This window comes from Pseudomonas sp. SMV71, assembly GCF_052042015.1.
Taxonomy (GTDB): Bacteria; Pseudomonadota; Gammaproteobacteria; order Pseudomonadales; family Pseudomonadaceae; genus Aquipseudomonas.
Map to the genome: position 1 here is coordinate 53533 of NZ_JBKGGU010000018.1, position 26075 is coordinate 79607.

Annotated in this window: 20 protein-coding genes; 8 read left to right on the plus strand and 12 right to left on the minus strand. The window is 61.0% G+C overall.

What is annotated here, in order from left to right; all coding sequences use genetic code 11:
• The first annotated feature begins 214 nt into the window (after positions 1–214).
• The gene (locus ACLEJQ_RS18955) at positions 215–1834 is read left to right on the plus strand and encodes an FMN-binding glutamate synthase family protein (RefSeq protein WP_440797386.1); all 1620 of its coding nucleotides are present in this window, start codon (positions 215–217) and stop codon (positions 1832–1834) included.
• A gap of 1716 nt (positions 1835–3550) precedes the next feature.
• On the opposite strand, the gene ACLEJQ_RS18960 is transcribed toward ACLEJQ_RS18955, so the two are convergent.
• Together ACLEJQ_RS18960 and ACLEJQ_RS18965 are read right to left on the minus strand one after the other, a co-directional pair.
• Positions 3551–4969, minus strand: a complete 1419-nt coding sequence (locus ACLEJQ_RS18960) for an amino acid permease (RefSeq protein WP_440797388.1) — start codon at positions 4967–4969, stop codon at positions 3551–3553.
• A 417-nt stretch (positions 4970–5386) separates the two neighbouring features.
• A complete protein-coding gene (locus ACLEJQ_RS18965) occupies positions 5387–5848 on the minus strand; it encodes an REP-associated tyrosine transposase (protein WP_440797390.1) in 462 nt (153 codons plus the stop codon).
• 362 nt (positions 5849–6210) lie between these two features.
• Between ACLEJQ_RS18965 and ACLEJQ_RS18970 the strand changes: the two genes are divergently transcribed.
• The gene (locus ACLEJQ_RS18970) at positions 6211–9318 is read left to right on the plus strand and encodes a transglycosylase domain-containing protein (protein ID WP_440797392.1); all 3108 of its coding nucleotides are present in this window, start codon (positions 6211–6213) and stop codon (positions 9316–9318) included.
• A 176-nt stretch (positions 9319–9494) separates the two neighbouring features.
• On the opposite strand, the gene ACLEJQ_RS18975 is transcribed toward ACLEJQ_RS18970, so the two are convergent.
• The 7 genes from ACLEJQ_RS18975 to ACLEJQ_RS19005 all read right to left on the minus strand — a co-directional run bounded on the left by ACLEJQ_RS18975 (position 9495) and on the right by ACLEJQ_RS19005 (position 17348).
• Complete coding sequence (locus tag ACLEJQ_RS18975; RefSeq protein ID WP_440797394.1) at positions 9495–10004, minus strand: CS1 type fimbrial major subunit; 510 nt, start codon at positions 10002–10004, stop codon at positions 9495–9497.
• Positions 10005–10241: 237 nt separating this feature from the next.
• A complete protein-coding gene (locus ACLEJQ_RS18980; RefSeq protein WP_440797396.1) occupies positions 10242–10724 on the minus strand; it encodes a CS1 type fimbrial major subunit in 483 nt (160 codons plus the stop codon).
• A gap of 45 nt (positions 10725–10769) precedes the next feature.
• Positions 10770–11513 carry a molecular chaperone gene (locus ACLEJQ_RS18985; protein WP_440797397.1) on the minus strand — a complete coding sequence of 248 codons (744 nt, stop codon included), beginning with the start codon at positions 11511–11513 and terminating at the stop codon, positions 10770–10772.
• 60 nt (positions 11514–11573) lie between these two features.
• Positions 11574–12821 (minus strand): hypothetical protein, encoded by a 1248-nt coding sequence (locus ACLEJQ_RS18990; protein WP_440797398.1) that lies wholly within the window; start codon positions 12819–12821, stop codon positions 11574–11576.
• A gap of 43 nt (positions 12822–12864) precedes the next feature.
• A complete protein-coding gene (locus ACLEJQ_RS18995; RefSeq protein WP_440797400.1) occupies positions 12865–14112 on the minus strand; it encodes a hypothetical protein in 1248 nt (415 codons plus the stop codon).
• A 92-nt stretch (positions 14113–14204) separates the two neighbouring features.
• Entirely contained in the window at positions 14205–16739 is a 2535-nt protein-coding gene (locus tag ACLEJQ_RS19000) for a CS1-pili formation C-terminal domain-containing protein (RefSeq protein WP_440797402.1), read from the minus strand.
• Positions 16740–16862: 123 nt separating this feature from the next.
• A complete protein-coding gene (locus tag ACLEJQ_RS19005; protein WP_440797404.1) occupies positions 16863–17348 on the minus strand; it encodes a CS1 type fimbrial major subunit in 486 nt (161 codons plus the stop codon).
• Positions 17349–17770: 422 nt separating this feature from the next.
• Between ACLEJQ_RS19005 and ACLEJQ_RS19010 the strand changes: the two genes are divergently transcribed.
• The 4 genes from ACLEJQ_RS19010 to purT all read left to right on the plus strand — a co-directional run bounded on the left by ACLEJQ_RS19010 (position 17771) and on the right by purT (position 21111).
• Complete coding sequence (locus ACLEJQ_RS19010) at positions 17771–18352, plus strand: PadR family transcriptional regulator (protein WP_440797406.1); 582 nt, start codon at positions 17771–17773, stop codon at positions 18350–18352.
• Positions 18345–19130, plus strand: coding sequence for a siderophore-interacting protein (locus ACLEJQ_RS19015; RefSeq protein WP_440797408.1), 786 nt, complete (start codon positions 18345–18347; stop codon positions 19128–19130). The genes ACLEJQ_RS19010 and ACLEJQ_RS19015 overlap by 8 nt, the downstream gene beginning before the upstream one ends.
• A gap of 229 nt (positions 19131–19359) precedes the next feature.
• Positions 19360–19827, plus strand: a complete 468-nt coding sequence (locus ACLEJQ_RS19020; protein WP_440797410.1) for a preQ0 transporter — start codon at positions 19360–19362, stop codon at positions 19825–19827.
• A gap of 102 nt (positions 19828–19929) precedes the next feature.
• Entirely contained in the window at positions 19930–21111 is a 1182-nt protein-coding gene (gene purT, locus ACLEJQ_RS19025) for a formate-dependent phosphoribosylglycinamide formyltransferase (protein ID WP_440797412.1), read from the plus strand.
• Between the two features lie 235 nt (positions 21112–21346).
• Here the strand turns inward: purT and ACLEJQ_RS19030 are convergent, their stop codons facing one another.
• The gene (locus ACLEJQ_RS19030; RefSeq protein ID WP_440797414.1) at positions 21347–23761 is read right to left on the minus strand and encodes a glucose/quinate/shikimate family membrane-bound PQQ-dependent dehydrogenase; all 2415 of its coding nucleotides are present in this window, start codon (positions 23759–23761) and stop codon (positions 21347–21349) included.
• A gap of 508 nt (positions 23762–24269) precedes the next feature.
• On the opposite strand from ACLEJQ_RS19030, the gene ACLEJQ_RS19035 reads away from it, so the two are divergent.
• Entirely contained in the window at positions 24270–24500 is a 231-nt protein-coding gene (locus ACLEJQ_RS19035) for a VF530 family DNA-binding protein (RefSeq protein WP_003205228.1), read from the plus strand.
• A gap of 6 nt (positions 24501–24506) precedes the next feature.
• On the plus strand, positions 24507–25169 hold the full coding sequence (locus tag ACLEJQ_RS19040; protein ID WP_440797484.1) for a Pr6Pr family membrane protein: 663 nt from the start codon (positions 24507–24509) through the stop codon (positions 25167–25169).
• A gap of 174 nt (positions 25170–25343) precedes the next feature.
• Here the strand turns inward: ACLEJQ_RS19040 and ACLEJQ_RS19045 are convergent, their stop codons facing one another.
• Entirely contained in the window at positions 25344–25553 is a 210-nt protein-coding gene (locus ACLEJQ_RS19045; RefSeq protein WP_440797417.1) for a DUF1289 domain-containing protein, read from the minus strand.
• The gene (locus ACLEJQ_RS19050) at positions 25550–26074 is read right to left on the minus strand and encodes a gamma carbonic anhydrase family protein (protein ID WP_440797418.1); all 525 of its coding nucleotides are present in this window, start codon (positions 26072–26074) and stop codon (positions 25550–25552) included. Before ACLEJQ_RS19050 ends, ACLEJQ_RS19045 begins: the two co-directional genes overlap by 4 nt.
• Position 26075 lies beyond the last annotated feature (1 nt).

The window sequence follows — 26075 nt, forward strand, 5'->3', positions numbered from 1 at the left end:
CACCGAGGCGACTGGCTTGAGGGCTGCTTCGCACCCCAGCGGGAGCAAGCTCCCTCGCCACAGAGGACCGGCCATGTGATACGCGATCAGAAGTCGGGTATCTCTCTGGAGAAAATCCCCTCGCCACAGGCTTGCCCGCCGTTTCGCTGCCAGCGCAGAATGTCGGGATGCCTTGCCTGCGCGCCCCTCTGATGTCCAACCCCAAGGAAACCGTATGAGCCTGTCGCTGTTGAGCCGTTACGCCTTCTTTGCCGGCTGTGTGCTGTTCACCCTCGCCAGCCTGCCGTTCCTGCAACACGACTGGCTCTGGCCGATCACGCTGGTGACCGGGTTGTTGAGTCTGCTGGGGCTGTTCGATCTGTTCCAGAGCCGCCACGCGGTACGGCGCAACTATCCGATCCTGGGCAATATTCGGTACCTGGTCGAAGGCATCCGCCCGGAGATCCGCCAGTACCTGCTCGAATCCGACAGCGACGCCCTGCCCTTTTCCCGGGCACAACGTTCGCTGGTCTACTCCCGGGCCAAGAATGAAAGCGCCGACAAACCGTTCGGTACCCTGATCGACGTGTACCAGACCGGCTTCGAATTCATCGGCCACTCCATGCGCCCGGCGCCATTGAGCGACCCCAGCGGCTTTCGCGTGACGGTCGGCGGCCCGCAATGCACCCAACCGTATTCGGCTTCCGTGTTCAACATCTCGGCCATGAGCTTCGGCTCCCTGAGCGCCAACGCCATCCGCGCGCTGAATCAAGGCGCCAAGCTTGGCAACTTCGCCCACGACACCGGCGAGGGCAGCATCAGCCCCTATCACCGCGAACACGGCGGCGACCTGACCTGGGAACTGGGCAGCGGCTACTTCGGCTGCCGCACCAGCGACGGGCGCTTCGACCCGGAGCGCTTCGCCGTCCAGGCACAGAACCCACAGGTGCGGATGATTGAAATCAAGATGAGCCAGGGCGCCAAGCCCGGCCACGGCGGGATCCTGCCCAAGCACAAGGTCACCCGGGAAATCGCCGAGACCCGCGGCATTCTCATGGGCGAGGATTGCGTTTCACCGTCACGCCACAGCGCGTTCTCCACTCCCCTGGAGTTGATGCAATTCGTCCAGCAGCTACGGGAGCTGTCCGGCGGTAAACCGGTGGGCTTCAAGTTCTGCCTGGGGCACCCGTGGGAATTCATGGGCATCGCCAAGGCCATGCTGGAGACCGGCATCCTGCCCGATTTCATTGTCGTCGACGGCAAGGAAGGCGGCACGGGCGCGGCGCCGGTGGAATTCACCGACCACATCGGCGTGCCGTTGCGCGAGGGCCTGCTGTTCGTGCACAACACCCTGGTGGGCCTGAATCTGCGGGACAAGATCAAGCTCGGCGCCAGCGGCAAGATCGTCAGCGCCTTCGACATCGCCAGCGTCCTGGCCATCGGCGCCGACTGGGCCAACGCCGCCCGTGGCTTCATGTTCGCCATCGGCTGCATCCAATCGCAAAGCTGCCACACCAACAAATGCCCCACCGGCGTCGCCACCCAGGACACCTTGCGCCAACGCGCCCTGGTGGTCCCGGACAAGGCCCAGCGCGTCTACAACTTCCACCGCAACACCCTCAAGGCCCTGGCCGAAATGCTCGCCGCCGCCGGCCTCGACCATCCATCGCAGTTGCAACCCAAGCACCTGGTGCGGCGGATGTCGGCGACCGAGATCAAGCTGTTCTCGCAGTTGCATGTGTTTTTGAAACCGGGGGAATTGCTGACCGGGGAGGTGAATGGGGAGTTTTACTCGCGGATGTGGCAGATGGCGCGGGCGGACAGTTTTGAGCCGATGGACGTGGAGGCTGCTTAGCAATGGTCTGATTGCCAGTCTCGGCGGGAGCTGGTGTCGTCCTGGGGACAAATAGCGAAGCGACCACTGTTCCTTCAACTAACATGAAGGCCCGCTCCCAATCCTTGGCCAGTAGCCGCTGGGCATCCACATAAGCGCCATCGGCTACCCACCAAACCCTGCATCCAGAGCGTTTCAACACCTCGATATCGTTGAAATATACTGTCCCAGGGTTACCTGGCACCACTGCATAGCCACCCAGGTTTGAGATCTTCAGAAAAGCTTCAACAGACGAGCGAATGTAAAACTTGGGTTCAATACCTGTCTGGTTGTAGTAGTTGAAAGGCAGGTTCCACACCAAGGACTCGAAAACGATCTCATCCCCCGGTAATGCGGCTCGCTTGATCTCGGCCGCCAATGTGTCAAACCTGAAATCGCGACGATAATCGGTACCATTCAAGCCATCCGCCTGTCGATAGACCAACTGTAATCCTTGTGCTTCTACTGCCGTCGCAACTATCAAGGCCACCAAGATGCTCTTACTCCAAGCCAATCTGTCCAGCGCGGCGGCAACCATCAGCGGCAATCCCACTGCAGCAAATACCAGATAGCGAGGAGCGAACAACGGTACGGCGATCGCCACCAGGGCAAGAACAACAACCGGGATAAAAAAATAACTGATCAATAGACTGGCATAGCGCCGCTGATCGTTACTTTTCCAAAGCAGTATCGCCGCACATACAACGACGCCGACCAACGGCAGTGTGCGCATCCATAACGAATGCTCGCCCCAACTATTCATCACGGCAAACTGCCAGACGAGGCTGACCAACGCGTCAACCGTGATGGGCGGTATCCAGATAATGAGGGACTGTGAACGCGATAGTTGGTCGAACAGATGAGGCAGCCAAGGAATGTATAACAGCACTATAGCCACATTGGCCATTAACCATGACCGCGCAGATAGTGAAGTTGAGAAAACACCTTGCCGCCCCCGCCATACATAAAACCAGTGAACCAGTACGCACAGCGCGGAGAAATAGTGGGTGTAGAAAGCTGCGGTCATCAACAGCACGTAAATAACGGGAAAACGTTTCGTCCCAGGCGCGTTCACCCAGCTCACCAGGGCCACCGTAGCGCCCATCAACCAAAATCCGAGCAAGGTGTACATGCGCGCCTCCTGGCTGTAACGGACCGAGATCGGAAGCAATGCCAAGAGCAGCGCCGCCATCCAGGTCGCCCTGCGCGTGGTAACGAGACTCATCAATTTAATGCTCAGCAATACAGCGCCCACGTCCGCTAATGCGCTGAGTGACCTGACGGCCAAGGCACCATCGCCGAACAGCATCATCCAGTCATGCAGCACGAGATAATAGAGAGGCGGATGAACGTCCCGTGCCGTAATGTCCCAGATCTGTGAAGGCTGATGCCTGGCAAGCAGTATGCTGAAAGCTTCGTCATACCAGATTGAAGGCACTGTGATTGCGTGGAATCGCACCGCCAGTGCGAGGACTATCACCGCTACCAACGCTGAGCGGTCTCCAAATCGGATCAGTCGTTTTCCTGAGTCACGGGCAGTCGTCATAGGCACGCTCGCAAGAGAGCAAGGAACGGTCAATCTATGTGCGTGTCAAGGTGGGGTCTACTGTAAGAACTAACAGGCAGAAGGCATTTACTCCCATCAACAAAAAAGCCCCGATCATCCGACCGGGGCCCTCTTGCAACTTGGTTGATTCACTAAACCGAACGCACCACGCCTGCGGACGCATCCCGGGGCTGCAACTTGAAGCTGTAGAACAGCACCGTCAGCAATACCAGAAACGCCGGCCCCACATACAGCGCCACCCGCGTGTCCGGGAAGTAGGCCATCAGCCCCACCACCAACACCAGGAATGCCAGGGCCAGGTACGAGCTGACCGGGTACAGCCACATCCGGTACTTCAGGGCCGCACGCTCGGAAGCACTCAAGCCTTTGCGGAATTTAAGCTGCGCCAGCAGGATCATCACCCACGTCCAGATTGCGCCGAAGGTCGCGATGGAAGTCACCCAGACGAAGACTTTTTCCGGCACCAGGTAGTTGAGCAGCACGCCCAGCAGCAATGCGGCGATGGACAACAGCAATGCCCGGCGCGGCACGCCATTGGCCGAGGTCTTGGCGAAGCCGGCCGGGGCCTGGCCGTTCTGCGCCAGGCTATAGAGCATCCGCCCGGTGCTGAAAATCCCGCCGTTGCAGGACGACAGCGCGGCGGTGATCACCACGAAGTTGATGATGCCGGCGGCGGTCTTGATGCCCAGGCGCTCGAACGTCATCACAAACGGGCTGCCCTGGGTGCCGATTTCGTTCCATGGGTAGATCGACAGGATTACGAACAACGCGCCGACGTAGAACAGCAGAATCCGCCAGAACACCGAGCCGATAGCGTTGGGGATGGTTTTCTGTGGGTTCTTCGCTTCACCGGCGGTCAGGCCGATCATCTCCACGCCCAGGTAGGCGAACATCACCATTTGCAAGGACATCAACACGCCCTGCACGCCGTTGGGCAAGAAGCCCCCGTGGGTCCAGAGGTTGGAAATGCCCAGGGCCACGCCGTCGTTGCCGAACCCGAAGGCAATGATGCCGACGCCACCGATGACCATGGCGATGATGGTGACGATCTTGATCAGGGCGAACCAGAACTCGAATTCACCGAAGGCCTTGACCGCGATCAGGTTGATCGCCCCCATGCTGGCCAACGCGGCCAATGCCCAGATCCAGCGGGGCACATCGGGAAACCAGATGCCCATGTACACCGCCACGGCGGTGATTTCCGCCACGCAGGTCACCAGCCACAGGAACCAGTAGTTCCAGCCGGTCAGGAAGCCGGCCAGCGGACCGAGATAATCCTGGGCGTAACGGCTGAACGAACCGGCCACCGGGTTATGCACGGCCATTTCGCCGAGGGCGCGCATGATCACCAGGATCGCCAGGCCACCAATGATGTAAGAAAGCATGATTGCCGGGCCGGCCATTTCAATGGCCTTGGCCGAACCGAGGAACAGCCCGACACCGATACAGGCGCCGAGCGCCATCAGGCGGATATGCCGCTCGCCGAGTTCACGTTTGAGCGGACCACCCTGAGCGGTCTCGCCATGGGGCAGATGATTGCCGACAGGCATAGGTACAACCTCGTCTTGTTATTGGATTGACCACCGAGTTTCCAAGGCGCAAGCGGGTAAGCCTGCCACCTTGCCGAAACCGGGCCTGTCTCGTGGACAGACCGTCCTGTAGGACAACAGAACAGGATCAGCGGGCCGTGCAGTATAGGAAGCCAAGGATAGAGAGATTCACTGTAAAACCGAATAAATTCAGGCAAAAACCAAAAAAAATACTGTTTTTTGAGAGCCATTGACTGATATTGCCCCCCCTTGAACACATACCCCCGTGGCGAGGGAGCTTGCTCCCGCTCGGCTGCGCAGCAGACGCATAGCCCGATACCTGGGCAATTCAGGTGGCTTAAGAAAGAGCGAGGGCGGCTGCGCCACCCAGCGGGAGCAAGCTCCCTCGCCACAAAAGCGGATCAGTCCTAATAGCGATCAAAGCCAGACAGCATCCCAAAGTGGGTAATCGCCGATGCGCTTAACCAACCCGGCACGAAGAGGACTGGCAATGATGTAGCGGGCAAAGGGCAGCAGATCCTGGTTGTCACGGATCGCGCGGTCGTGAAAGCCGCTTTGCCAGAACGCACCGTTTCTATTCATGGCTCGGTTGACTGCAAGGGTGCTGCGGGATTTAACCGTCTGCATCACTTGAGTAAGCGGGACTTTCTCCAACTGCACCAGCCAATGCAAATGATCGGGCATTACAACCCAGGCAAGTGAGGTGACCTGTCCTCGCTCATGAGCCTGGCGCATTTGTGCAACCAGTAAGCGACCCAGTCTCCAGTTGCGGAAAATAGGCGCACGTCCGTGGACGACCGTTGTAATGAGATAACCGCGTCCATGCTCAGAAGAGCGGCCGCGACGCAATCGATGAGAGTTTGGACGTAGGCGACGCATTCCTTGGCTTCCTGCGATTTAGTTACTGATCACGATAGCGTTACCCAGGACAGTCCGGCGCGCTGATGACGGAACGAAACTTCCGAAAAAAACGTAGTACCCGTGGCGAGGGAGCTTGCTCCCGCTCGGCTGCGCAGCAGACGCATCGACCGATACCTGGGCAATTCAGGTGGCTTAAGAAAGAGCGAGGGCGGCTGCGCCACCCAGCGGGAGCAAGCTCCCTCGCCACAAGAGCCTGTCGACCTGAATACCTTGACCGGATCCCTGCAAAACAGTTGCCCGGCAATTTCCCTCCCCCCACGCCAACCACCGTCTAAGCTTCAAGCAAGTCCGATCAATCTGCTTGAATGGATCAGTCGACTATGGGCGCTTTGTGGCAAACCGATTCGAATAAACCTGTGGTCCCGACTGAACGTATGGAAGAAGCGCCTACACCCCAGAAAAAACGCCGCGCACGGCATGGCTGGCGGGCGTTCTGGTTGTTGCTGTTGATTATCGTCGTGGTAGTCGGCCTGGCGGTGGCCAAGGAAATGCGCACGGCGCAGTTCCAGTCCCGGGAGCTCAGCAAATACGCCGCGTCCCTGAGCTACTCGGTGCAACCGGGGCCCAGCGATTCGATTGTCTATCCCGGTGCAGGCCCATTCGACCGACGGCTGGGCTACAGCGCCCTGGGGGAGTTCCTGCCGCGCCTGCTCAAGCGCGACTACGTGATCCAGGCCCAGGCCCGTTTCTCGCCGGCTCTGATGAGTTACGTCGATAAAGGCCTGTTCGTACCCTACGCAGAAAAAATCCAGGCCGGGCTGACCATCACCGATTGCCGCGCTGCCCCGGTGTATCAGTTCAAATACCCGCAGCAGTTGTATTCAAGTTTCGACGCCATCCCGCCGGTGGTGGTGCAAAGCCTGTTGTTCATCGAGAACCGCTTCTTGCTCGACCCCAAACAACCCTTGGCCAACCCGGCGGTGGATTGGCCGCGCTTCGCCATGGCGGCATGGTCGCAGGTGGCCAAGCTGCTGAGTCTGCCGGGCCAGTCCGCTGGGGGCAGTACGCTGGCGACGCAATTGGAAAAGTACCGCCACTCTCCCGAAGGCCTGACGGTGTCCGGCGCGGAGAAAATCCGGCAGATGATTTCCGCCAGCGTGCGTGCCTACCAGGCCGGCCCGCAGACCCTCCAAGCGCGGCAGCGGGTGGTCCGTGACTACCTCAACAGCGTGCCGCTCTCCGCCGTACCGGGGCATGGCGAAGTGCATGGCATGGCCGAAGGCTTGCGGGTGTGGTACGGGGCCGATTTCAACCGGGCCAATGAACGGCTGTTCAGCACCGCCACCGACCCACAGGCCATGGCGGAAAAAGGCCTCGCGCTGCGGGAAATGCTCTCGTTGATGATCGCCCAGCGCCGCCCTTCCCATTACCTGACCAAGGGCCACGATGAACTGGCAAGCCTGACCGACAGCCACATCCGCCTGCTGGCGCAAAACGGCGTGATCGACGGTGCAATGGCCCAGGCCGCGCTGGCGAGCAAGGTCAGTTACCGCGACTGGGTCCAACAACCGACCATCCAGCCCATCGAAACCAACAAAGGCATCAGCGCTGCCCGCAGTCGCCTTGCCACACTACTCAATCGGCCACTTTACGACCTCGATCGCCTGGACCTGTCGGCGACCAGCACCTTGCAAAGCGATTTGCAGGCCCAGGCCACTGAGTATCTCAAGCGCTTGGCCGACCCGGCGTTCGCCGCCGAGATCGGCCTGATGGGAGAACGCCTGCTGACCCCCACCAGCACCACCCAGGTGCGCTACAGCTTCACACTGCTGGAACTGACCCCGGACGGCTCACGGGTGCGGGTACAGACCGACAGCACCGACCAGCCCTTCGACATCAACGAAGGCAGCAAGCTGGAGCTGGGCTCGACCGCCAAGTTGCGGGTCCTCACGACCTACCTGCAGATCATCGCCGAGCTGCATGATCGCTATGCCCGGCAGACCCCGGCCGAGCTGAAGAAAGCCGACATCGCCGAGCAGGACCGCCTGTCCCGCTGGGCCGTGGATTACCTGATTCAGAACGGCGACCGCGACCTGTCGAAAATGCTCGAGGCGGCGCTGGATCGCACCTATTCAGCCAGCCCTGGCGAGGCGTTTTTCACCGGGGGCGGGCTGCACACCTTCCACAACTTCCGCAACGAAGACAACGGCCGCAACCCCACCTTGCGCGACGCCCTGCGGGAGTCGATCAACCTGCCCTTCATCCGCCTGATGCGGGACCTGGTACGCTATTCCACCTATGGCGGTCCGGATAACAGCGCCGAACTGCTCAAGGATGACAAGGACCCGCGGCGCCAGGAATACCTGGCCCAGTTCGCCGACCGCGAAGGTACTTCGTTCCTGCTCAGGTTCTGGAAGAAGTATCAGAAAAAGGACACGGCCCAGCGCCTGGAAACCTTTCTCGACAGCATGCACCCCACGGCAATCCGCCTGGCCGCCGTGCACCGGTACTTCTTTCCCAATGACAGCCAGGAGAGTTTCAACCTGTTCGTGCGCTCGCACCTCAAATCAGCCAAGAGCAGTGAAAAGCTCACCGACGAACGCCTGGAACGGCTCTACCAGAGCTACGGCCCCGGTGCCTATGACCTGCCGGACCAGGGTTTCATCGCCAAGGTGCACCCGCTGGACCTGTGGTTGATGGGCTACCTGTTGAACAACCCCGACGCCAAGTTCAGCCAGATCGTCAAGGCCAGCCAGTTCGAGCGCCAGGAGGTCTACAGCTGGTTGTTCAAGAGCCGGCACAAGAGCGCTCGTGACAGTCGCATCCGCACCATGCTGGAGATCGAAGCGTTCCTGGATATTCATCAACGCTGGCAGAAAGTCGGCTATCCGTTCGACCATCTGGTGCCGTCACTGGCGACCGCCATCGGCAGCTCCGGTGACCGCCCTGCCGCGCTGGCGGAACTGGTGGGCACCATCCTCAACGACGGGATCCGGCAACCGGCGCTGCGCGTGGACAGCCTCGACTTTGCCGTCGGCACGCCCTACGAAACGCGGCTGGTCAGCAATCCGGACAACGGCAAGCGGGTGATGCCGGTGGAAGTGGCCCGGGCCCTGCGCGGCGCGCTGTCCCAGGTGGTGGATGCCGGCACCGCGAAACGGGTGGCCGGCAGTTTCAAACTGGCCGACGGCACGCCGCTGGCGATGGGGGGCAAGACCGGCACCGGCGACAACCGCATCGAAGCCATCGGCGCCGGCGGACGGATCCTCAGTTCCAAATCCATCAACCGCACCGCCACCTTTGTGTTCTACATCGGCGACAGCCATTTCGGCACCCTCACCGCCTACGTCCCGGGAGCTTCGGCGCAGAACTTCAAGTTCACCTCAGCCTTGCCGGTGCAGGTGCTCAAGGGCATGGCGCCGTTTCTCACCTCTTACTTGCAACCGGGGAGTCATACTCAGTGCAAGCCGTTGGTGGCGCGGCAATGAGTCACGGGAATGTGGTGCAAGGCCCCTGTGGCGAGGGGATTTATCCCCGCTGGGCTGCGCAGCTGCCCCCAAAAAGCGCGCCATCAACCTGATCCACCGTGGTGTCGGCTTTCAGGGCTGCTGCGCAGCCCAGCGGGGATAAATCCCCTCGCCACAAAGTCAGGGGTAGCCCCAGGTCAGGGGTTGACGCGAGGCACCGCATCGAAAATTACCGTGAAGTCCGCGTTATACACGCCGGGAGAAAGGGGGCGGGTAGGCGAGTTTGCAACAACGACACGCATGTCTGCCTGGGTCCCAGGTGTGGACGTGGCATCGTCCACGACTTCCTGAGGCCGGTCATCCAAGGGTACACCGTTGAATAGAACCCTCAGGGACACAATATCGACGCCGTTAGTCAGGTGGATGGCACCTGTCTGGTTAGCATTCTCGATGTACGCGTGGACCGAACCGTCGGTGTTCTTCACATCAAAGGTGTGGCGCAAAGACGTGAGTTTATAGGTGATGGGGTCGTAGTACATGTACTCATCCTTGCCAAACTCCGGATCCCGCGGCTGCACATGGAACTGCTGAGTCGGAATTTTCGCCTCGATATGAATGGCCGAATGTGCATCATCGGCCCCCAAGGCCAGCGCAGGACTCAAGGCCGCGGCGGCCAGAGCGGTAACGGACATAAATTTCTTCAACATGTTTTAACTTCCTTTTTTTCATCGTTATTGGAGAAGCGGCGAAGCAGCATCGGTGCGCCGGCGACGCCGATTGCCCTTGTGGCGAGGGAGCTTGCTCCCGCTCGACTGCGCAGCAGTCGCAGCGACGGCAAGGCCGGAACAAGCACGGGCAGCTTCGCCCGAAGCGTCGAACCGTCCCAATGGGTGCAAGCTCCCTCGTCACGAAGGTTTCGTACTGGCTCGACGAGTGCCGGTCGCCTAGGGCGCGGTGGCGTCGAACACCATGTGCACCGTGCCGTAGTAATCCCCTGGCTTGTAATCGTCATCGGGAGGGACAGCGGCGATCTCCAGTGGCACCTGGCGGCCTGGCCGGGCTTCAGTGGCCGAGACCACCTGAGTCGAATCCAGGGTCAGCTCGACGCCGTTGAACCGTACGCGCAAGTCGATGCGATCACGGCCATTGGACAGGTAGGCCTCCTCCCCGAGGCGCGCGCCAATGGAGCCGTTGCTGTTTTTCACTTCATACGTGGCTCGCAACGGGCTCAGCTGCGAAGTGACCGTGCTGAACGGCAGGCGCTGTTCGCGCTGGACCAGTTGCGGGTCGAGGGGCAACACATAGAAGTCGGCCGTCGGGATGGTCACGTAGAGCTCGAACGTCTCCCGCTCGACAGCCCCCCAGGTCGACGACCAGGGCATGACCAGGGCGGTCAGTGCGAGGGGGCGTAGCCGTGTCTTGATCATTTTGATTTACCTCTTGCGTCAACGACGGTGCGGCGGCGGCAGCCGTCAGCCCTTGATCTCGACGTTCTGGGTTTTGCTGCCTTCGATCAGGGTGAAGCGATACTCACGCCCCGCTTCCTTGTCGAAGGCGAACGTGCGGCCCTTCATCACGTGATGCTTGGTAGTCGGGCGGCAATCGTTGTCCTTCTTCGCCTCGCAGTCCTTGAACTCATCGATCACCACCACGCTGTTGCCGTTGTTGCGCAGTTGGTAGCGCTGGGCGTTGTCATCGATCACGGTGTCGAAGCGGGTGTCCTTGGGCCGCACGAAGAACACCGTGCCGTAGCCCGCCAACACCTTGACCCCGGCCGCCACCCGCTCTTTCTTATAGGCTTCGCGTTCCTCGGCGCTGACGGCGAATTCGTCTTCCGCTTCGGGCACCACCGGCACGAAACGCACGCGGAAATAACGCTCCTTGTCGCGGTTGCCCATGAACAGCAACCGCGTGCCCTGCACCCCGTTGGCCGGCACGATCAGGCGCGCCGGGCTGGCCATCAGGCCATCCCGGGCCTGGGCACTGGCCTGGTTCTGCAGCGGCACCTCGCTGTAGGTGCCGTCTTTGTTGTAGATGATTTCCAGGATGTTCACCTTGACGAAAGCCGTAGACGACCCGCCGTTGAACACCCGTTTCATGTAGGTGGTCTTGTTGCCGTCCAGGTAGTCATAGACCACCCCGACACCGATCTGCGGACCGGCCTGGGCCGCGCCGCAAAACAGGGAAAACCCTACCCATGCCCATAATTGTTTCATCACTTGCTTAACCTCATGCATTGAACGCAACTCACAAAAAACAATTGGCCGACGGGCCGTTCAGACTTCCGAATCCCAGATCACCGTGACGCTGCCGGAATAAGCCTTGGCGCCGGTGTCCAGCATCTGCTCGACGCTGCCTTGGGCCACTTCGAAGTGCAGCATTCCAGACCGACGATCGACGTAGACACTCGGCTGGAACAGCTCGGTGCCGCTGCCGTCACGCAACAGCGGACGACGGACCACCGGCTGCCCGCTGGCATCTGCCAAGCCGTCGGGCAAGGTCACGCTGACGTTCACCGGCACGGCGTGGCCGGTGCCGGTTTCAGAAATCGCGCAGGTATTGCCGCTGACGGCCTGGCATTCGATTGCCATCTTGAAACGTGAAGAGGCCGAGATATGGAAGCGCTGGTCACGGAACAGCCGCGTCGGTTTGCGTCCGCTGTTCAGCCAGGCTTGCCAGCCTTCCTGAGGAACCAGTTCGACACGGTTGCCGCCAGGGGGTACCTCCACCTTGAGGGTGTGCTCGACGTCCAGTTTGAAATTGAGGGTGATCACCGAGTCAGTGGGCATCATCACGTCGCCCATATCGAAATCCTGCCCCGGGCCAACACCATAGGACACTGACCCGATGTACTGGCCAGACGACATTTTCAAAGGATTGGGGGTGCGCAATTCGTAGGCAAAGTCCAGATGACGGTAGGACAGGCTGGGAATCAGGTAACTGGCTTTTTTTGCGCACACGCCTTCGACTGGCGTCTTCCAGAAGAAGTTATAAATCAGGTGATTCAAGGTACCAAAATTGGTGGATCGACAAGGCGCTGGGGCATATCTCCAACTGGAACCGCCCCACAACCGGTTGTGAGCGGTCACGATATCTACACCTCCTCCAACGAGTTCTACCACACTGGTCGGGAGCTGATAGCGCGAACCGATACCGGAAATGCGGACTTGAACCATTTCGGTTTCGCCAGTATCGGTATGAGTCACCTGGGCCAAACGCCAGGTTGCCGGTACATCGAACATTGCACCATGCCGAGTGCTGCCATGGTTGGCCTGGATGGGTCCGGACGAATTGAACGCGATGGGTAGCTGTAGGCTGAACATGTTTTCTCGCTGGCATACGTCCGGATACAGCGCGCAATACCCTGAAATCGGCGTGGTGTTGCGAAACGTATTCTCATTGGGTTTCGAGGGATCAGGCCTGAATAGGGCGTTGATATCCTTGCTGACAGCACTGGCCGTCGACGCACCGGCCAACAGCATCACCGAAACCACGCTGCGCATTGCTATGGGTAAAAGCTTCATATGTCCCTCACCGTCCTTCGCTCAGGCAGGCCAATCCGTGCCCTTAAACTTCCGAATCCCAGATCACCGTGACGTTGCCGGTGTAGGCTTTGGCGCCGGTGTCGAGCATTTCTTCAACGCCGCTTCGAGCCACCTCGAAGTGCAGCATCCCCGATCTGCGGTCGACATACAGGCCCGGCTGGAACAACTCGGTACCACTGCCGTCGCGCAGCAATGGTCGACGGTTGACCGGTTGCCCGGCGCCGTCGGTCAAGCCGTCGGGCAAGGTCACGCTGACGTCCACCGGCACGGTGTGGCCGGTGTCGGTTTCGGAGATCGCGCAGGTGTTGCCGCTGAGGTATTGGCATTCGAGCGCCATCTTGAAGCGCGAAGAAGCGGAAATATGGAAACGTTGATCGCGAAACAGCCGCGTGGGCTTGCGCCCGCTGTTGAGCCAGGATTGCCAACCTTCCTGAGGTACCAGCTCGACGCGATTGCCGCCGGGGGGGACTTCGACCTTGAGGGTGTGCTCGACGTCGAGCTTCAAATTGAGTGTGATCGTCGAATCATTGGGAATCATGACATCGCCCAGATCGAGGTCCTGCCCCGGTCCAACGGTATAGGTCAGCGTCCCCGTGTATCGACCGGATGACATCTTCAACGGGTTCGGGGTGCGCAATTCATAGGCAAAATCCAGGTGGGCGTAGTTCATGGACGGAATCGTATAAAGCGCTTTCTTGGCACACACACCCCCCACCGGCGTCTTCCAGAAAAACTCGTAGTCACTGGGGGTCAGGTAGCCCACACCACTGTAGCGGCAGGGTGTCGGTGCGTTGACCCAGCTTGAACCATTCCATAACTTTCTATGAGCGTCGCGAGCGATCACGCCCCCACCGACCAAATCGATGACGCCCCCAGGAATTCGATATTTCGAGCCAAAACCGGAAAAGCGCACTTCAACGACTTCAGTTTCGCCCGTAGCGGCATGAGTGACCTGTGCTGAACGCCAGTTGGTGGGCACTTTGAACATTGCACCTCGGCGAACATCTCCATGATTGGCTTGAATAGGAGCGGTGGAGTTGGCGGTCAGGGGCAACCGAATGCTGAACATCCTGGCGGTCCCACAATCCTGTGGATGACTTGCACAGTAACCACTGACAGGCGTGGTGTTGAGAAAGGTATTTTCCTGAGGTTTCGAAGAGTCAGGCCTGAATATCGCAGTAATATCTCGGCTCACGGCATTGGCAACGGGCACGCAAGCAAACAACAACACTGAAACCAGGCTGCGCGCGGCTACCGATAAGGGTTTCATCTATACAACCTCATACATCAACGCGAATCCCTGCAAGTTGTGGGAAGAATCCTCTGGCGGGGAGCGCCCTGCTCCCCGCGCCATATGAGAACTCAGGAGCGCTGCCGGCCCTCGTGGGCCGCAGCCAGCGAGCTGTCGGCCAGGCTGTCCGGCGTGCAGCGCAGGTCGCCGATCATCAGCACATCGCCTTCGTTGGTAGCGGTTTCCGGGTCGAGGCGGAAGCGGCAGAACAGCTCGTCGCCATAACGCACTTCCAGGGTCGGCGAGGCAGCATTCATCTCCATGGAGAAGAACCCGTCCGCCTCGCTGACGCCGCGGCTGGCGTGGTTGATCACGTGATGCCCCTTGAGCGGTTCGCCCTGCGGGTCCAGCAGGCGCCCAAGCACGGTCACGGTTTTCATCACGCTGATCTTGCGGTAGTCCACGCCACCCTTGTTCAAGTGATAGCGGGTGCGTGCCGGCTCGATGTTCGCCGCCGGTGGGTGCACGCCCTCGAAATCGAAGGTCACCATGCTGTTGCGGTAGGCGGTGATCGGCACGAAGTTGCGGCCCGGATGCAAGGTAGTGGTGCCGCCGGTCAAGTCGTCGGCGCGCAGGACGATGTCATCCAGGTCGGTTTCCACGTCGACGATCATCCCCGCGCCGCGGCCATGCGGCAGGCCGGTGAAGGCGGCTTTCTGGCCGCCGACCGCCACGGTGCTGCTCAGGTTCAGGCCGCCGGTGAGGTTGTCGTTATAGGACGAGCGCTGGAGGAAGCCGTCGCCGTAGAGCGATTCGGTGCTGAAGCTGGCCATGCTGGACAGGCCCACGCCATAAGTGTCGACCAACGCCGTGGCAGACACGTTTTGCAGGACATGATCCTCAAGGTCCCGGCGGTAGGTCAGCGAGGCATTGTTGTCCCGGTCGCCTTCGCGGGAAGTGCGGGTGCCGATGCTGCCCGACCAGTATTCACCCGGTCCGCCCAGGGCAACGCTGACGCTCAAGTCCACGCCGCGGTTGCGCTGGTCATTGGTGCTTGACGTGCCGGGGCGGTCGAACACCGACAGGCGCCAGTTGGCGTCGCTGCCGCGCAGCTTGCCGCGCTGGGTCCAGCCCAGGTCCAGGCCCAGGCCCTCGACGTTGCCCTCGCTGTAGGCCAGCCGGCCGTTGATCGACGACTTGTTGCTCAGGCGATGGTTGACCGACAGCGACGAGTTGCTGGTCTGGCCGACGAACACGTTGCGCTGGCGAATGCGAGTACCATCCGGCAGGGTCTCGTAGGTGTTGCGGGTATCCAGCCAACTGCGGTTGTGGCTGGCGACGACGCTGCCCTGGCCGTAGCTGTACAGGGCCTGCACGTCCATGCCGTTGCCGTACTGTTCGGTGTGGTAGACGTTGGCGTACAGGTTGGTGTGGGAGGCCAGGGTCCAGTCGATCGACGTGCCGACCTGCAGCTTGTCCTGCACCTGGCGCGTGGAGCCGCCAAGGATCACCCGCGGATGCAGCAGGTAGTTGACGCCAACCCCCGCGGTCGTGAACCCCGAGGGCTGGTCTTCCCAGTTGCTCCAGAGCCGGGTTTCGCGGCCAGCGAACAGGTTATAGCGCCAGCGTTCCTCGGTGCTGCTCCAGTTGTTCGGCTTGTAGACCAGTTCCTGGCTGGTGGCGGTGGTTTGCCCGTCTTCGATCAGACGCACTTCCACTTCATAGATGCCGCCGGGCAATGGGCGGGTGTCCAGGCTCTGCAAGCCGGCGCTGACGGCCTGGGTGTTGATCAACAGGCCGTTGCGATAAATTTCCACCGACGCCTGGCGGCTGGCGGTGACATAAATGGGGTAGACGCTGGGTTTCGGATTGTCGATCACCAGGCTGTCGGAACTGCCGTACATCACGCCCAACGCAGTGTCAGGGTTGGCACCGAACGAGCGGATCTGTCGGTTCAAGCCATCGGAGCTGGGGGTGAAATACCCCAGGCGCAGGAAATTGCCTTCCAGTTCGCGTTGGGTAAAGAGTTCATGGACGGCGTGGTAGAGCTTGTCGTCCGGTCCGCCCAGGCGCGAGAGCTGAAGGTCCAGGGACTGGCTCCAGTTGCCCACGCTGGAAATGGCGTTGAGGCCATAGCGCCCACCTGTGTCCTGCTCCTGGCCACCGTTGAGATTGAGTTGGTTATTGAAGATCAGGCCCAGGCTGCCGTCCTGGGGTTGATCGTGATAACGCAAGGGTTCGGTGCCGCGCTCCACATCTCGGGTGAGGATCGAAACCAGGGAGTTTTCCAGGCTGTAGTGCACGGCAAGCAGCCCGGCGGTGCAACTCCGTTCACAGGCGCCTAACGCCTGTCCCTGCTTGAGTGTCTGCTCCCACTGGTCCCGCTCGACGGCCTTGATCGTGCTGTCATGGGTGTCGGTGAATTCAAGCAGGGTAATGCGATCATCCCGCGTCAAGACCACCATGGCTTCACCGAGGTACTGCTGATTGAGCTCGATACGAACAGCCAGTGGTACATCGAAGAAGTGCGCTTCAAATTCCGCCGGCAGGCCCTTGGCCTGACCCAGCAGGCTACTCGGCGTGGTACCGGGGGCAGTCGGCGCGGCCAATGCATTCGCGCACAACAACAGCGCGAGCGCACCCGCGATGGGTGTCATCGGTAACATCAACGGACTCTCATGATCAGCGAGCTTTCGGGGTGTTTCGGATTCAGGCCGACCGGCCGGGGAGAACCGGTCGACCTGCTGCTGCCCGGTGACGAGGTGAGCGTCACCGGGCGGCGAACGGCCTTACGGGCGCGGCACGGCGTCGAAGATGACGGTCATGTCGGCGGTGTACAGGCCGTTCTGGGTTGCCAGCGGCTTGGCCGGGGTGATGGTCATGTCGGCCTGGGTGCCCGGAGTGGAGGTGGCGTCGTCGACCACTTCCTGGGGCATGGCGGTCAGAGTGACGCCGTTGAAGGCCGTGGTCAGGGCGATCGCATCGCGGCCGTTGTACAGCGAAGCCGGGCCGCCTTCGATGTAGGCATTGACCGAACCTTCGGTGTTTTTCACGTTGTAGGTCTGACGCAGCGAAGTCAGGGTGCCGCTGACCGTGTTGTAGGTCATGGTTTCATCCTTACCCCAATCGGCGTTAGTTGGCTGCACATGGAACTGCTGGCTCGGGATGTTCGCAGTGATGTGGATGGACGAGTGCGCCTCGTCAGCCGCGAACGCCAGCGAAGAACTCAGGGCCGCAGCGGTCAGGGAAGCGGCGGTTACGATTTTCATGAGCATGGGTTAACACCTGTTCATAGCAATAAAGAGAGAAGGGTTGAAGTGGCAGGCCCAATACAACTTGGCGTGCCCCCTCAACGCCGCTGCATGATCGTCGCTCTTTAATTAAAAATAAGCAGGAAAGTTCACCTGTACTTGTAGTAAATCGCGCACGCGGAACTGCGAAAAATCCGCGATTTTTGATAAACCGTAACTTTTAATGTAAGAGACTTCCCACAATCCCGCTAGTTGCGGTTGAAATACCCTTACGCCCATCCGGTTTCGTCCCGCAAACATAAGGGACTGCGCTATGGTCATATTTCATTTGTTGTAGGAACAAACTAAGATATATCGCTTACACAAGATATATCTATATAGGCGAAGATATATCTGAAGTCAAAGATATATCTCAGTTCTATTTATGCAGAACAGAGAGCAGATAGATGACAGTCCTTTATTCCCCTACCACTCCAGAACCCGGTCACCGCGATGGCTTCGACCGGCGCCCTCCCGGTCGCGAGCGCGGCGGCCGCGGCCCCCGGGTCTTCGCTGCCGGCGACCTGAAATTGTTGCTGCTGGCGCTGATTGCCGAGAAGCCCCGCCACGGCTACGAGCTGATCCGCCAGATCGAGTCCATGTTCGACGGCGCCTATACCCCCAGCCCGGGTGTGATCTACCCGACCCTGACCCAGCTTGAAATGGGTAAGATGATCAGCGGCGACGCCGAGGGTGGAAAAAAATGCTACAGCGCGACCGATGCCGGACGTCTATTCCTGCAAGACCAGGCCGAAGCGCTGGATGCCGTGCGCATGCGCATCGAGACCAGCAAGCGCACCCTGCGCGACCAGGATCGGCCGGCGGACATCCATGAGGCGGAGGGCCACCTTCGCCAGGCCTTGCAGAAGCATCAAGGCCGCTGGAGCCCGGAAGAAATCCTGCGGGTACGCGCTCTGCTGAACGACACCGTCAAAGCCATCGTCGACGGCCCCGCCCGTCCTTCTGAATCGGAGTCAAGCCATGACTGAAATCGATCCAAACACCATTCACCGCGTCAATCACCCAATCAAGCGCCGACGCCTGCAAGTATTGCGAGTGATCGACCTGACCCCGCGCATGCGCCGTATCACCGTGGGCGGGCCGGAACTGGCGGGGTTCGTCAGCCTGGGCACGGATGATCATGTAAAGGTGTTCTTTCCTCAGAACGCCGAGGAACACGCCGCGCTGGAATCCTTCGACCCCAGTGCCGGCAAGGACCAGGGACCATTGCCGGCGATGCGCGACTACACTCCGCGCCGCTATGACCTGCAAACCTTGGAGCTGGACCTGGACTTCGTGCTCCACGGCGACGGACCGGCCGCCACCTGGGCAGCCCAGGCCCGGCCCGGACAATACCTGAACATCGGCGGGCCTCGCGGCTCGATGATCGTGCCGGACATCTTCGACAGCTACCTGCTGATCGGCGACGAAACCGCCCTGCCCGCCATCGCTCGCCGCCTCGAAGGCCTGGCGCCGAACCGGCGGGCGCTGGTGGTGGTGGAAGTGGCGAACGGCGCCGAGCAGCAGCTCCTCCAGAGCCCGGCGCAGGTGCACGTGATCTGGGTGCTGCGCGAAGGCCGCCAGGACAGCCTGCTCACCACCGTGCAACATCTGGACATGCCGGGCGGCAAGCTCTACGCCTGGGTCGCGACCGAAAGCAGAGTGTCGCGGCAGATTCGCAAGGTACTGCTGGAGGAGAAAGGGCTGGATCAGGCGTTTGTGAAGGCGGTGGGTTATTGGAAGGCAGAGGGTAGTGACGAGCCATGAACCCACTACAGACTGAACACTTACCCGTGGCGAGGGAGCTTGCTCCCGCTCGAGTGCGTAGCGCTCGCAGGCTCTTTGGGGCCGCTGCGCGACCCAGCGGGAGCAAGCTCCCTCGCCACAGGGGCAAGTCAGTCGATATGTGCGTTGGCCGATAAGCCGCTATCGCGAGCAAGCTTTGCTCCCACAGGGGTTATCATTTGCGTTCGAATATTGCCGAACCAGGTACTCAATGCTTTTCCTGACCGCCTACATCGCCAGCGTCGTGCTGATCAACTACGCCTTCTCCGCCGCGCCGCACCTGGACATCATCTGGTCGGCCTGGGGTGGGCTGGTGTTCATCCTGCGGGACATGGTGCAGACCCGCTTCGGTCATGGCGCCATCGTCGCGATGCTGGCAGCGCTGGTGTTGTCCTACGTCACCTCGGATCCGACCATCGCCCTGGCCAGTGCCACGGCGTTCGCGGTATCGGAGTGCATCGACTGGTTGGTGTTCACCATTACCAAGCGTCCGTTGCATGACCGGCTCTGGATCAGCTCGGCCCTGAGCATCCCCCTGGACACCTTCATTTTCTTCGGCCTGATCGACGCCCTGACGCCCGGCGTAGTGACCACCGCCCTGGCCTCGAAATTCGCCGGGGTCACGGCTGTCTGGCTGATCATGGCCTGGCGCTTACGTCGGCAGGTCATGGCCAATTGAAGCCAAACCCGGCGGTTCATGTAAAATGCCGCGTTTTCTCCCCATGGGAAGCTCGCCCGGCGTGCAACCCTCGATGATCCGCTCCTGTTTGAGGACCTTCAGATGACCCGTATCGGAACCCCATTGTCGCCCACCGCGACCCGCGTATTGCTGTGTGGCAGCGGCGAGCTGGGCAAGGAAGTGGTAATCGAACTGCAGCGCCTGGGTGTCGAAGTGATTGCCGTGGATCGCTACGCCAACGCGCCGGCCATGCAAGTGGCCCATCGCAGCCACGTGATCAACATGCTCGACGGCGCCGCCCTGCGTGCGGTGATCGAAGCCGAGAAGCCGCACTTCATCGTGCCGGAAATCGAAGCCATCGCCACCGCGACCCTGGTGGAACTGGAAGCCGAAGGTTTCACCGTGATTCCTACCGCCCGCGCCGCGCAGTTGACCATGAACCGCGAAGGCATCCGTCGCCTGGCCGCCGAAGAGCTGGGCCTGCCGACCTCGCCGTACTTCTTCGCCGACACCGTAGAGGATTACCGCAAGGCCGTCGAAACCCTGGGTTTCCCCTGCGTGGTCAAGCCGGTCATGAGTTCCTCGGGCAAGGGCCAGAGCCTGCTGCGCAGTGCCGATGACGTGCAGAAAGCCTGGGACTATGCCCAGGAAGGCGGCCGGGCCGGCAAGGGTCGGGTGATCATCGAGGGGTTCATCGACTTCGACTACGAAATCACTCTGCTCACCGTGCGTCATGCCGGCGGCACCACCTTCTGCGCACCGGTCGGCCATCGTCAGGAAAAAGGCGATTATCAGGAGTCCTGGCAGCCCCAGGCCATGAGCCCGGCGGCCCTGGCTGAGTCCGAGCGCGTCGCCAAGGCCGTGACCGAGGCCTTGGGCGGTCGCGGGATGTTCGGTGTCGAGCTGTTCATCAAGGGCGATCAGGTGTGGTTCAGCGAAGTCTCGCCACGCCCACATGACACCGGCCTGGTGACACTGATTTCCCAGGACCTGTCGCAGTTCGCCCTGCACGCCCGGGCAATCCTCGGCCTGCCGATCCCGCTGATTCGCCAGTTCGGCCCTTCGGCCTCGGCGGTAATTCTGGTGGAAGGCCAATCGACCCAGACCGCGTTCGCCAACCTGGGCGCTGCCCTGAGCGAACCGGACACCGCCCTGCGCCTGTTCGGCAAACCGGAAGTCAACGGCCAGCGTCGCCTGGGCGTGGCCCTGGCCCGCGACGAGTCCATCGAAGCCGCCCGTGCCAAGGCGACCCGCGCATCCCAGGCGGTGAAGATCGAACTGTAAAACCGTACACAGTCCCGTGGCGAGGGAGCTTGCTCCCGCTGGGGTGCGAAGCAGCCCCCTGTGTCTGGGCACCACATCGCAGGGGACGCTGGCGCGTCCAGCGGGAGCAAGCTCCCTCGCCACAGAAGCGTTTGTGCAACAATAAAACATCTGCTACACCAGCCGGGGCTTTAACCCAGCTACAAAAAAGGCGACACCCGCAAAGGTGTCGCCTTTTTCATGAGCGCCGGTTTGCTTAATCCGGCAGTTTGTAGGCAATCACATAGTCACCCTGCTTCGTCCCCAGAGAACCATGCCCCCCTGCAACGACCAGCACGTACTGCTTGCCGTCCTTGCCGGTGTAGGTCATCGGCGTGGTCTGGGCGCCGGCTGGCAGGCGGCCTTCCCAGAGTTGCTTGCCGTTTTTCACATCGTAGGCGCGCAGGTACTGGTCGAGAGTGCCGCTCAGGAACGCCACGCCACCGGCGGTGGTGAACGTACCGCCCAGGCTCGGCACACCCATGCTCAGCGGGATCGGAACCGGCGAGCTGTCACGCACGGTGCCGTTCTTGTGCTTCCACAGGGTCTTGTGGTTGGTCAGGTCCACAGCCGCCACGTAACCCCAGGCCGGTGCCTGGCACGGCAGGCCCATTGGCGAGAGCAGCGCTTCGAGGATCACGCCATACGGCGCGCCCTTGTTCGGCTGCACGCCTTCGGTCTCGCTCTTGCGACCCGGGCCGCCAGCGACTTCCGCAGCCGGTACCAGTTTCGACTTGAACGCCATGTAGCTCGGGTTGACGAACGCGATCTGGCGCACCGGATCGACCGAGATGCCGCCCCAGTCGAACACGCCGAAGTTACCTGGGTAAACGATCGAGCCTTGCAGCGACGGCGGCGTGAACATGCCTTCATAACGCAGCGACTTGAAGTCGATCCGGCACAACATCTGGTCGAACGGGGTCACGCCCCACATGTCGCGTTCCTGGAGGACCGGCGGCACGAAGTTCAGGTCGGACATCGGTTGCGTCGGCGACGTATGGTCGCCTTCCACCGCGCCTTGCGGCACCGGGATTTCCTTGATGGGAATGATCGGCTGGCCGTTGCTGCGGTCCAGCACGTAGATGCTGCCCTGCTTGGTCGAAGCCAGCACGGCCGGTTTGACGCCATCGGCGGTCTTCATGTCCATCAGGGTCGGTTGACCGCCGACGTCCATATCCCACAGGTCATGGTGGGTGAACTGGAAGTACCAGCGTACCTTGCCGGTGGCGATGTCCAGGGCGGTCAGGCCGGCGGAATATTTTTCCGACTCCGGCGTGCGATTGCCGCCGAACTGATCGGGGGTCTGGTTGCCCATCGGCAGGTAGAGCATGCCGAGTTTTTCATCGACGCTGAACATGGACCACATGTTCGGCGAGTTGCGGGTGTAGGTCTGGCCTTCGGCAATCGGCGTGGTGTCGTCCGGGTTGCCGCTGTCCCAGTTCCACACCAGCTTGCCGGTGTGCACGTCGTAAGCGCGGATCACGCCGCTGGGTTCATCGGTAGAGACGTTGTCGGTGACGTGGCCGCCGATCACCACCAGGTTCTGGGTGACAGCCGGTGGCGAGGTGGAGTAGTAACCGCCCGCGTTGAAGCCGCCGATATTGGCGCTCAGATCGACCTGGCCCTTGTCGCCGAAGTCTTCGCACATCTTGCCGGTGTCGGCATTGAGGGCGATCAGACGGGTGTCGGCGGTCGGCAGGAAGATCCGCCGTGGGCAAACGGTGCTGGCCGGCGTGGTGCTGGCGGTACCGGTCGGGCTCTGCTCGGCCGAAGCGTACACGGCGTCATCGTGATAGCTCACACCTCGGCAGGTCATGTGGGCCCAGCCCTTGAAGTTTTCTGCCTTCTGGGTAGACAGCTTCGGATCGAAACGCCAGATTTCGTTGCCGGTTTCCGGTTCCAGCGCAATCACCTGGCTGTGAGGCGTGCACACATAGAGCATGCCGTTGACCTTCAGCGGGGTGTTTTCCGCCGTGGTCTCGCCCGGATCGCCTGGCCCCGGCAGGTCGCCGGTGCGGTAGCTCCAGGCTTGCTCCAGCTTGCTGACGTTCTGGGGGGTAATCTGTGCCAGCGGCGAATAACGATCGCCATGGGCACTGCGGCCGTAGGAATTCCAGTCGCCATCCGGCATTGCCGGGGCGGTGTTGGTCATGCCCGGCACGCTGTCACGATCCAGTTGCCCTTTGATTTCACCGGGGTTGGTGAACTGGCTGGCCAGCGCGGCGATACCGGCGATGATCACGGCGGCGCTCAGGGCGCGGGTGCCCATCGGCGAGGCGTCGGCGGTCAGCAGCGGACGACGGAACCATGGCAGCAACAGGACGATGCCCAAGGCAAACAGCATCGCCAGGCGCGGCACCAGTTGCCACCAGTCCAGGCCCACTTCCCACAATGCCCACACGGTACTGGCGAACAGCACCAGTGCGTACAGGCCCAAGGCTGCGCGACGGGCCATGATCAGCAGTACGCCGGTCACGGCCAGACCGATACCGGCCAGCAAGTAATACAGCGAGCCGCCGAGCGTGCTCAGCTTGATCCCCCCGACCAGCAGGGCCAGGCCCATCAATAGAAGCAGAATGCCGAGCAGACTCGGTAGCAGACGGCTTCGACTCAAAGCACCCTCAGTGCTCATAGTGTGATTCTCCGTGAGGTTTTAAGGAGTCCCGCGCAAGGTGTCACTGTAGATGACGATCCTTTGGGGGCTTGGTTCAGTTGAAAGCGATTGAGTGACTGCAATTCCTGTGGGAGCGAGCCTGCTCGCGATGGCGTCAGCACATTCAGACACAAGGTTGGCTGTTACGCCGCCATCGCGAGCACGCTCGCTCCCACAGGTTTTCCCTACCCCAGACAGCGCTATCTTGCAAAGGCTGAACATGGAGCATTCAGGAGGCGTTCTTCGGTCTTTAATCAGGATTGGCTGAGCGCAACAGCTCTGGCATGCGGCAAGAACCGTTTCAGCAACGGCGCAAGGATAATGTCCTGTTACAGATAGAGAAAGGTCTTTTCTTGACATGGATCATTTCGGTTTCAGTAACAGTGTGCAGCTAGCGCGACCACTCAAAGACGCAACTATGCTTTCCCGTTGACGGCACCTCGGCTAAGGTGCGCGGTTTTACACTTTCCTCGCGCAAAGGCCCGCCATGACCGAACCGAACAACAACCCACTGCACGGCGTGACGCTGGAGCAGATCCTCAATGCCCTGGTGCAGCATTACGAATGGTCGGGGCTGGCCGAGCGCATCGATATCCGCTGTTTTAAAAGCGACCCGAGCATCAAGTCGAGCCTGACCTTCCTGCGCAAGACGCCTTGGGCACGGGAGAAAGTCGAGCGCCTGTACATCAAGTTGATGCGAACCAAGCGTCCGGTCTGAGCCGTGATGATCAATCCGGGTCGTCGCCTCACGCTGCGCCAGCGTTTCGTGTCGGTGACCGCGCTGCTGGGCTGGGTGGGGTTGAGCATCCAGTTGTACCTGATCCTGCTCGTTCGCTGGGAATTGGGCGCGAGCCTGCTGGGCGGGCTGGTGAACACCTTCAGCTTCTTCACGGTGCTGACCAACATCCTGGTGGCGGTGGTGCTGACCTGGGAGCTGACTGAGCGCCCTTGCGCCGTGCGCCGCTGGTTCCTGCTGCCGAGCGTACGCAGCGGCATCGCCGTCAGCATCGCCCTGGTCAGCCTGGCCTACAACCTGCTGCTGCGCCACCTCTGGCAACCCGAGGGCTCGCAGTTCGTGGCCGACGAGCTGCTGCACGACGTGGTGCCAGTGTTGTACGTCGTCTATTGGTGGCGCTGGGTGCCCAAGGGCAGCCTGCGCTTGGGCCATGTCGGCCTGTGGATGATTTATCCGGTGGTGTATTTCGCCTATCTCCTGCTGCGGGGAAATTCGCTGGCAACCTACCCCTACCCGTTCATCGACGTGACAAAGCTGGGTTATCCACAGGTGTTCATCAATGCCGGGGGGATACTGGCAGGGTTTGTGGTGATTGCGCTGGGGGTGGTGGGGTTGGATCGGTGGATGGGACGTCGTGCTGAACCCAAGTGAACTCGCTTTTGTGGCGAGGGAGCTTGCTCCCGCTGGGCCGGGCTGGCGTTCCAGTGCGAAGCAGCCCTGAAATGGACCACCCCGGTGAGTCAGGCAGATTGAGCCGACTGTGTTGGGGCCGCTGCGCGGCCCAGCGGGAGCAAGCTCCCTCGCCACAGGGGGCTGTATTCACATTCAGGATCGTGCAGGCAACATCCACACCAAACCACTGGCCTTCGCCCGCTCATGACACAACGCCAGGACGCTGCGTCGTTCGTCATTATCCATCCGGCTCCAGCGAGTGATCTCCGCCACGGTCCGCTGGCAACCAGTGCAGATATCATCATCGTCCAGCGCGCAGATGCTCACGCAGGGCGACGGGACCGGACGTTCGGGTGGGTTCATGGCTCTTGCTCGACCAGGTCGCGGGCATAGCGCTGGGCGTTGTGGACGTAGTGGGCGGCGCTGGCTTCGAGCATCTTCTTCTGCGCCTCGGTCAGCTCACGAACCACCTTGCCCGGCGAACCCATCACCAGGGAACCGTCGGGAATTTCCTTGCCTTCGCCGATGAGCGAGTTGGCGCCGATGATGCAGTTCTTGCCGATCTTCGCGCCGTTGAGGATCACCGCATTGATGCCGATGAGGCTGTAGTCGCCTACCGTGCAGCCGTGAAGCATGGCGTTGTGGCCGATGGTCACGCCGGTGCCGATGGTCAGCGGATACCCCATGTCGGTGTGCATCACCGTGCCGTCCTGCACGTTGCTGTTCTTGCCGATCAGGATCAGCTCGTTGTCACCGCGCAACACCGCGTTGAACCAGACGTTAGCCCCTTCTTCGAGACGGACCTTGCCCACCAGCGTCGCGTTGGGCGCGACCCAGCTGTGTGGGTGGGTTTCGACACGGGCATCGCCCAGGCGGTATTTCATG

What these genes read in the sequence shown, in the direction of transcription:
- ACLEJQ_RS18980 (WP_440797396.1), bottom strand. Translation starts at nt 10,724, where the DNA reads ATGATCAAGACACGGCTACGCCCCCTCGCACTGACCGCCCTGGTCATG.
- purT (WP_440797412.1), top strand. Translation starts at nt 19,930, where the DNA reads ATGACCCGTATCGGAACCCCATTGTCGCCCACCGCGACCCGCGTATTG.
- ACLEJQ_RS19050 (WP_440797418.1), bottom strand. Translation starts at nt 26,074, where the DNA reads ATGAAATACCGCCTGGGCGATGCCCGTGTCGAAACCCACCCACACAGC.
- ACLEJQ_RS18955 (WP_440797386.1), top strand. Translation starts at nt 215, where the DNA reads ATGAGCCTGTCGCTGTTGAGCCGTTACGCCTTCTTTGCCGGCTGTGTG.
- ACLEJQ_RS19015 (WP_440797408.1), top strand. Translation starts at nt 18,345, where the DNA reads ATGACTGAAATCGATCCAAACACCATTCACCGCGTCAATCACCCAATC.
- ACLEJQ_RS18975 (WP_440797394.1), bottom strand. Translation starts at nt 10,004, where the DNA reads ATGTTGAAGAAATTTATGTCCGTTACCGCTCTGGCCGCCGCGGCCTTG.
- ACLEJQ_RS18970 (WP_440797392.1), top strand. Translation starts at nt 6,211, where the DNA reads ATGGGCGCTTTGTGGCAAACCGATTCGAATAAACCTGTGGTCCCGACT.
- ACLEJQ_RS18965 (WP_440797390.1), bottom strand. Translation starts at nt 5,848, where the DNA reads ATGCGTCGCCTACGTCCAAACTCTCATCGATTGCGTCGCGGCCGCTCT.
- ACLEJQ_RS19020 (WP_440797410.1), top strand. Translation starts at nt 19,360, where the DNA reads ATGCTTTTCCTGACCGCCTACATCGCCAGCGTCGTGCTGATCAACTAC.
- ACLEJQ_RS19040 (WP_440797484.1), top strand. Translation starts at nt 24,507, where the DNA reads ATGATCAATCCGGGTCGTCGCCTCACGCTGCGCCAGCGTTTCGTGTCG.
- ACLEJQ_RS18990 (WP_440797398.1), bottom strand. Translation starts at nt 12,821, where the DNA reads ATGAAGCTTTTACCCATAGCAATGCGCAGCGTGGTTTCGGTGATGCTG.
- ACLEJQ_RS19045 (WP_440797417.1), bottom strand. Translation starts at nt 25,553, where the DNA reads ATGAACCCACCCGAACGTCCGGTCCCGTCGCCCTGCGTGAGCATCTGC.
- ACLEJQ_RS19000 (WP_440797402.1), bottom strand. Translation starts at nt 16,739, where the DNA reads ATGTTACCGATGACACCCATCGCGGGTGCGCTCGCGCTGTTGTTGTGC.
- ACLEJQ_RS19005 (WP_440797404.1), bottom strand. Translation starts at nt 17,348, where the DNA reads ATGCTCATGAAAATCGTAACCGCCGCTTCCCTGACCGCTGCGGCCCTG.
- ACLEJQ_RS19035 (WP_003205228.1), top strand. Translation starts at nt 24,270, where the DNA reads ATGACCGAACCGAACAACAACCCACTGCACGGCGTGACGCTGGAGCAG.
- ACLEJQ_RS18960 (WP_440797388.1), bottom strand. Translation starts at nt 4,969, where the DNA reads ATGCCTGTCGGCAATCATCTGCCCCATGGCGAGACCGCTCAGGGTGGT.
- ACLEJQ_RS18995 (WP_440797400.1), bottom strand. Translation starts at nt 14,112, where the DNA reads ATGAAACCCTTATCGGTAGCCGCGCGCAGCCTGGTTTCAGTGTTGTTG.
- ACLEJQ_RS19030 (WP_440797414.1), bottom strand. Translation starts at nt 23,761, where the DNA reads ATGAGCACTGAGGGTGCTTTGAGTCGAAGCCGTCTGCTACCGAGTCTG.
- ACLEJQ_RS18985 (WP_440797397.1), bottom strand. Translation starts at nt 11,513, where the DNA reads ATGAAACAATTATGGGCATGGGTAGGGTTTTCCCTGTTTTGCGGCGCG.
- ACLEJQ_RS19010 (WP_440797406.1), top strand. Translation starts at nt 17,771, where the DNA reads ATGACAGTCCTTTATTCCCCTACCACTCCAGAACCCGGTCACCGCGAT.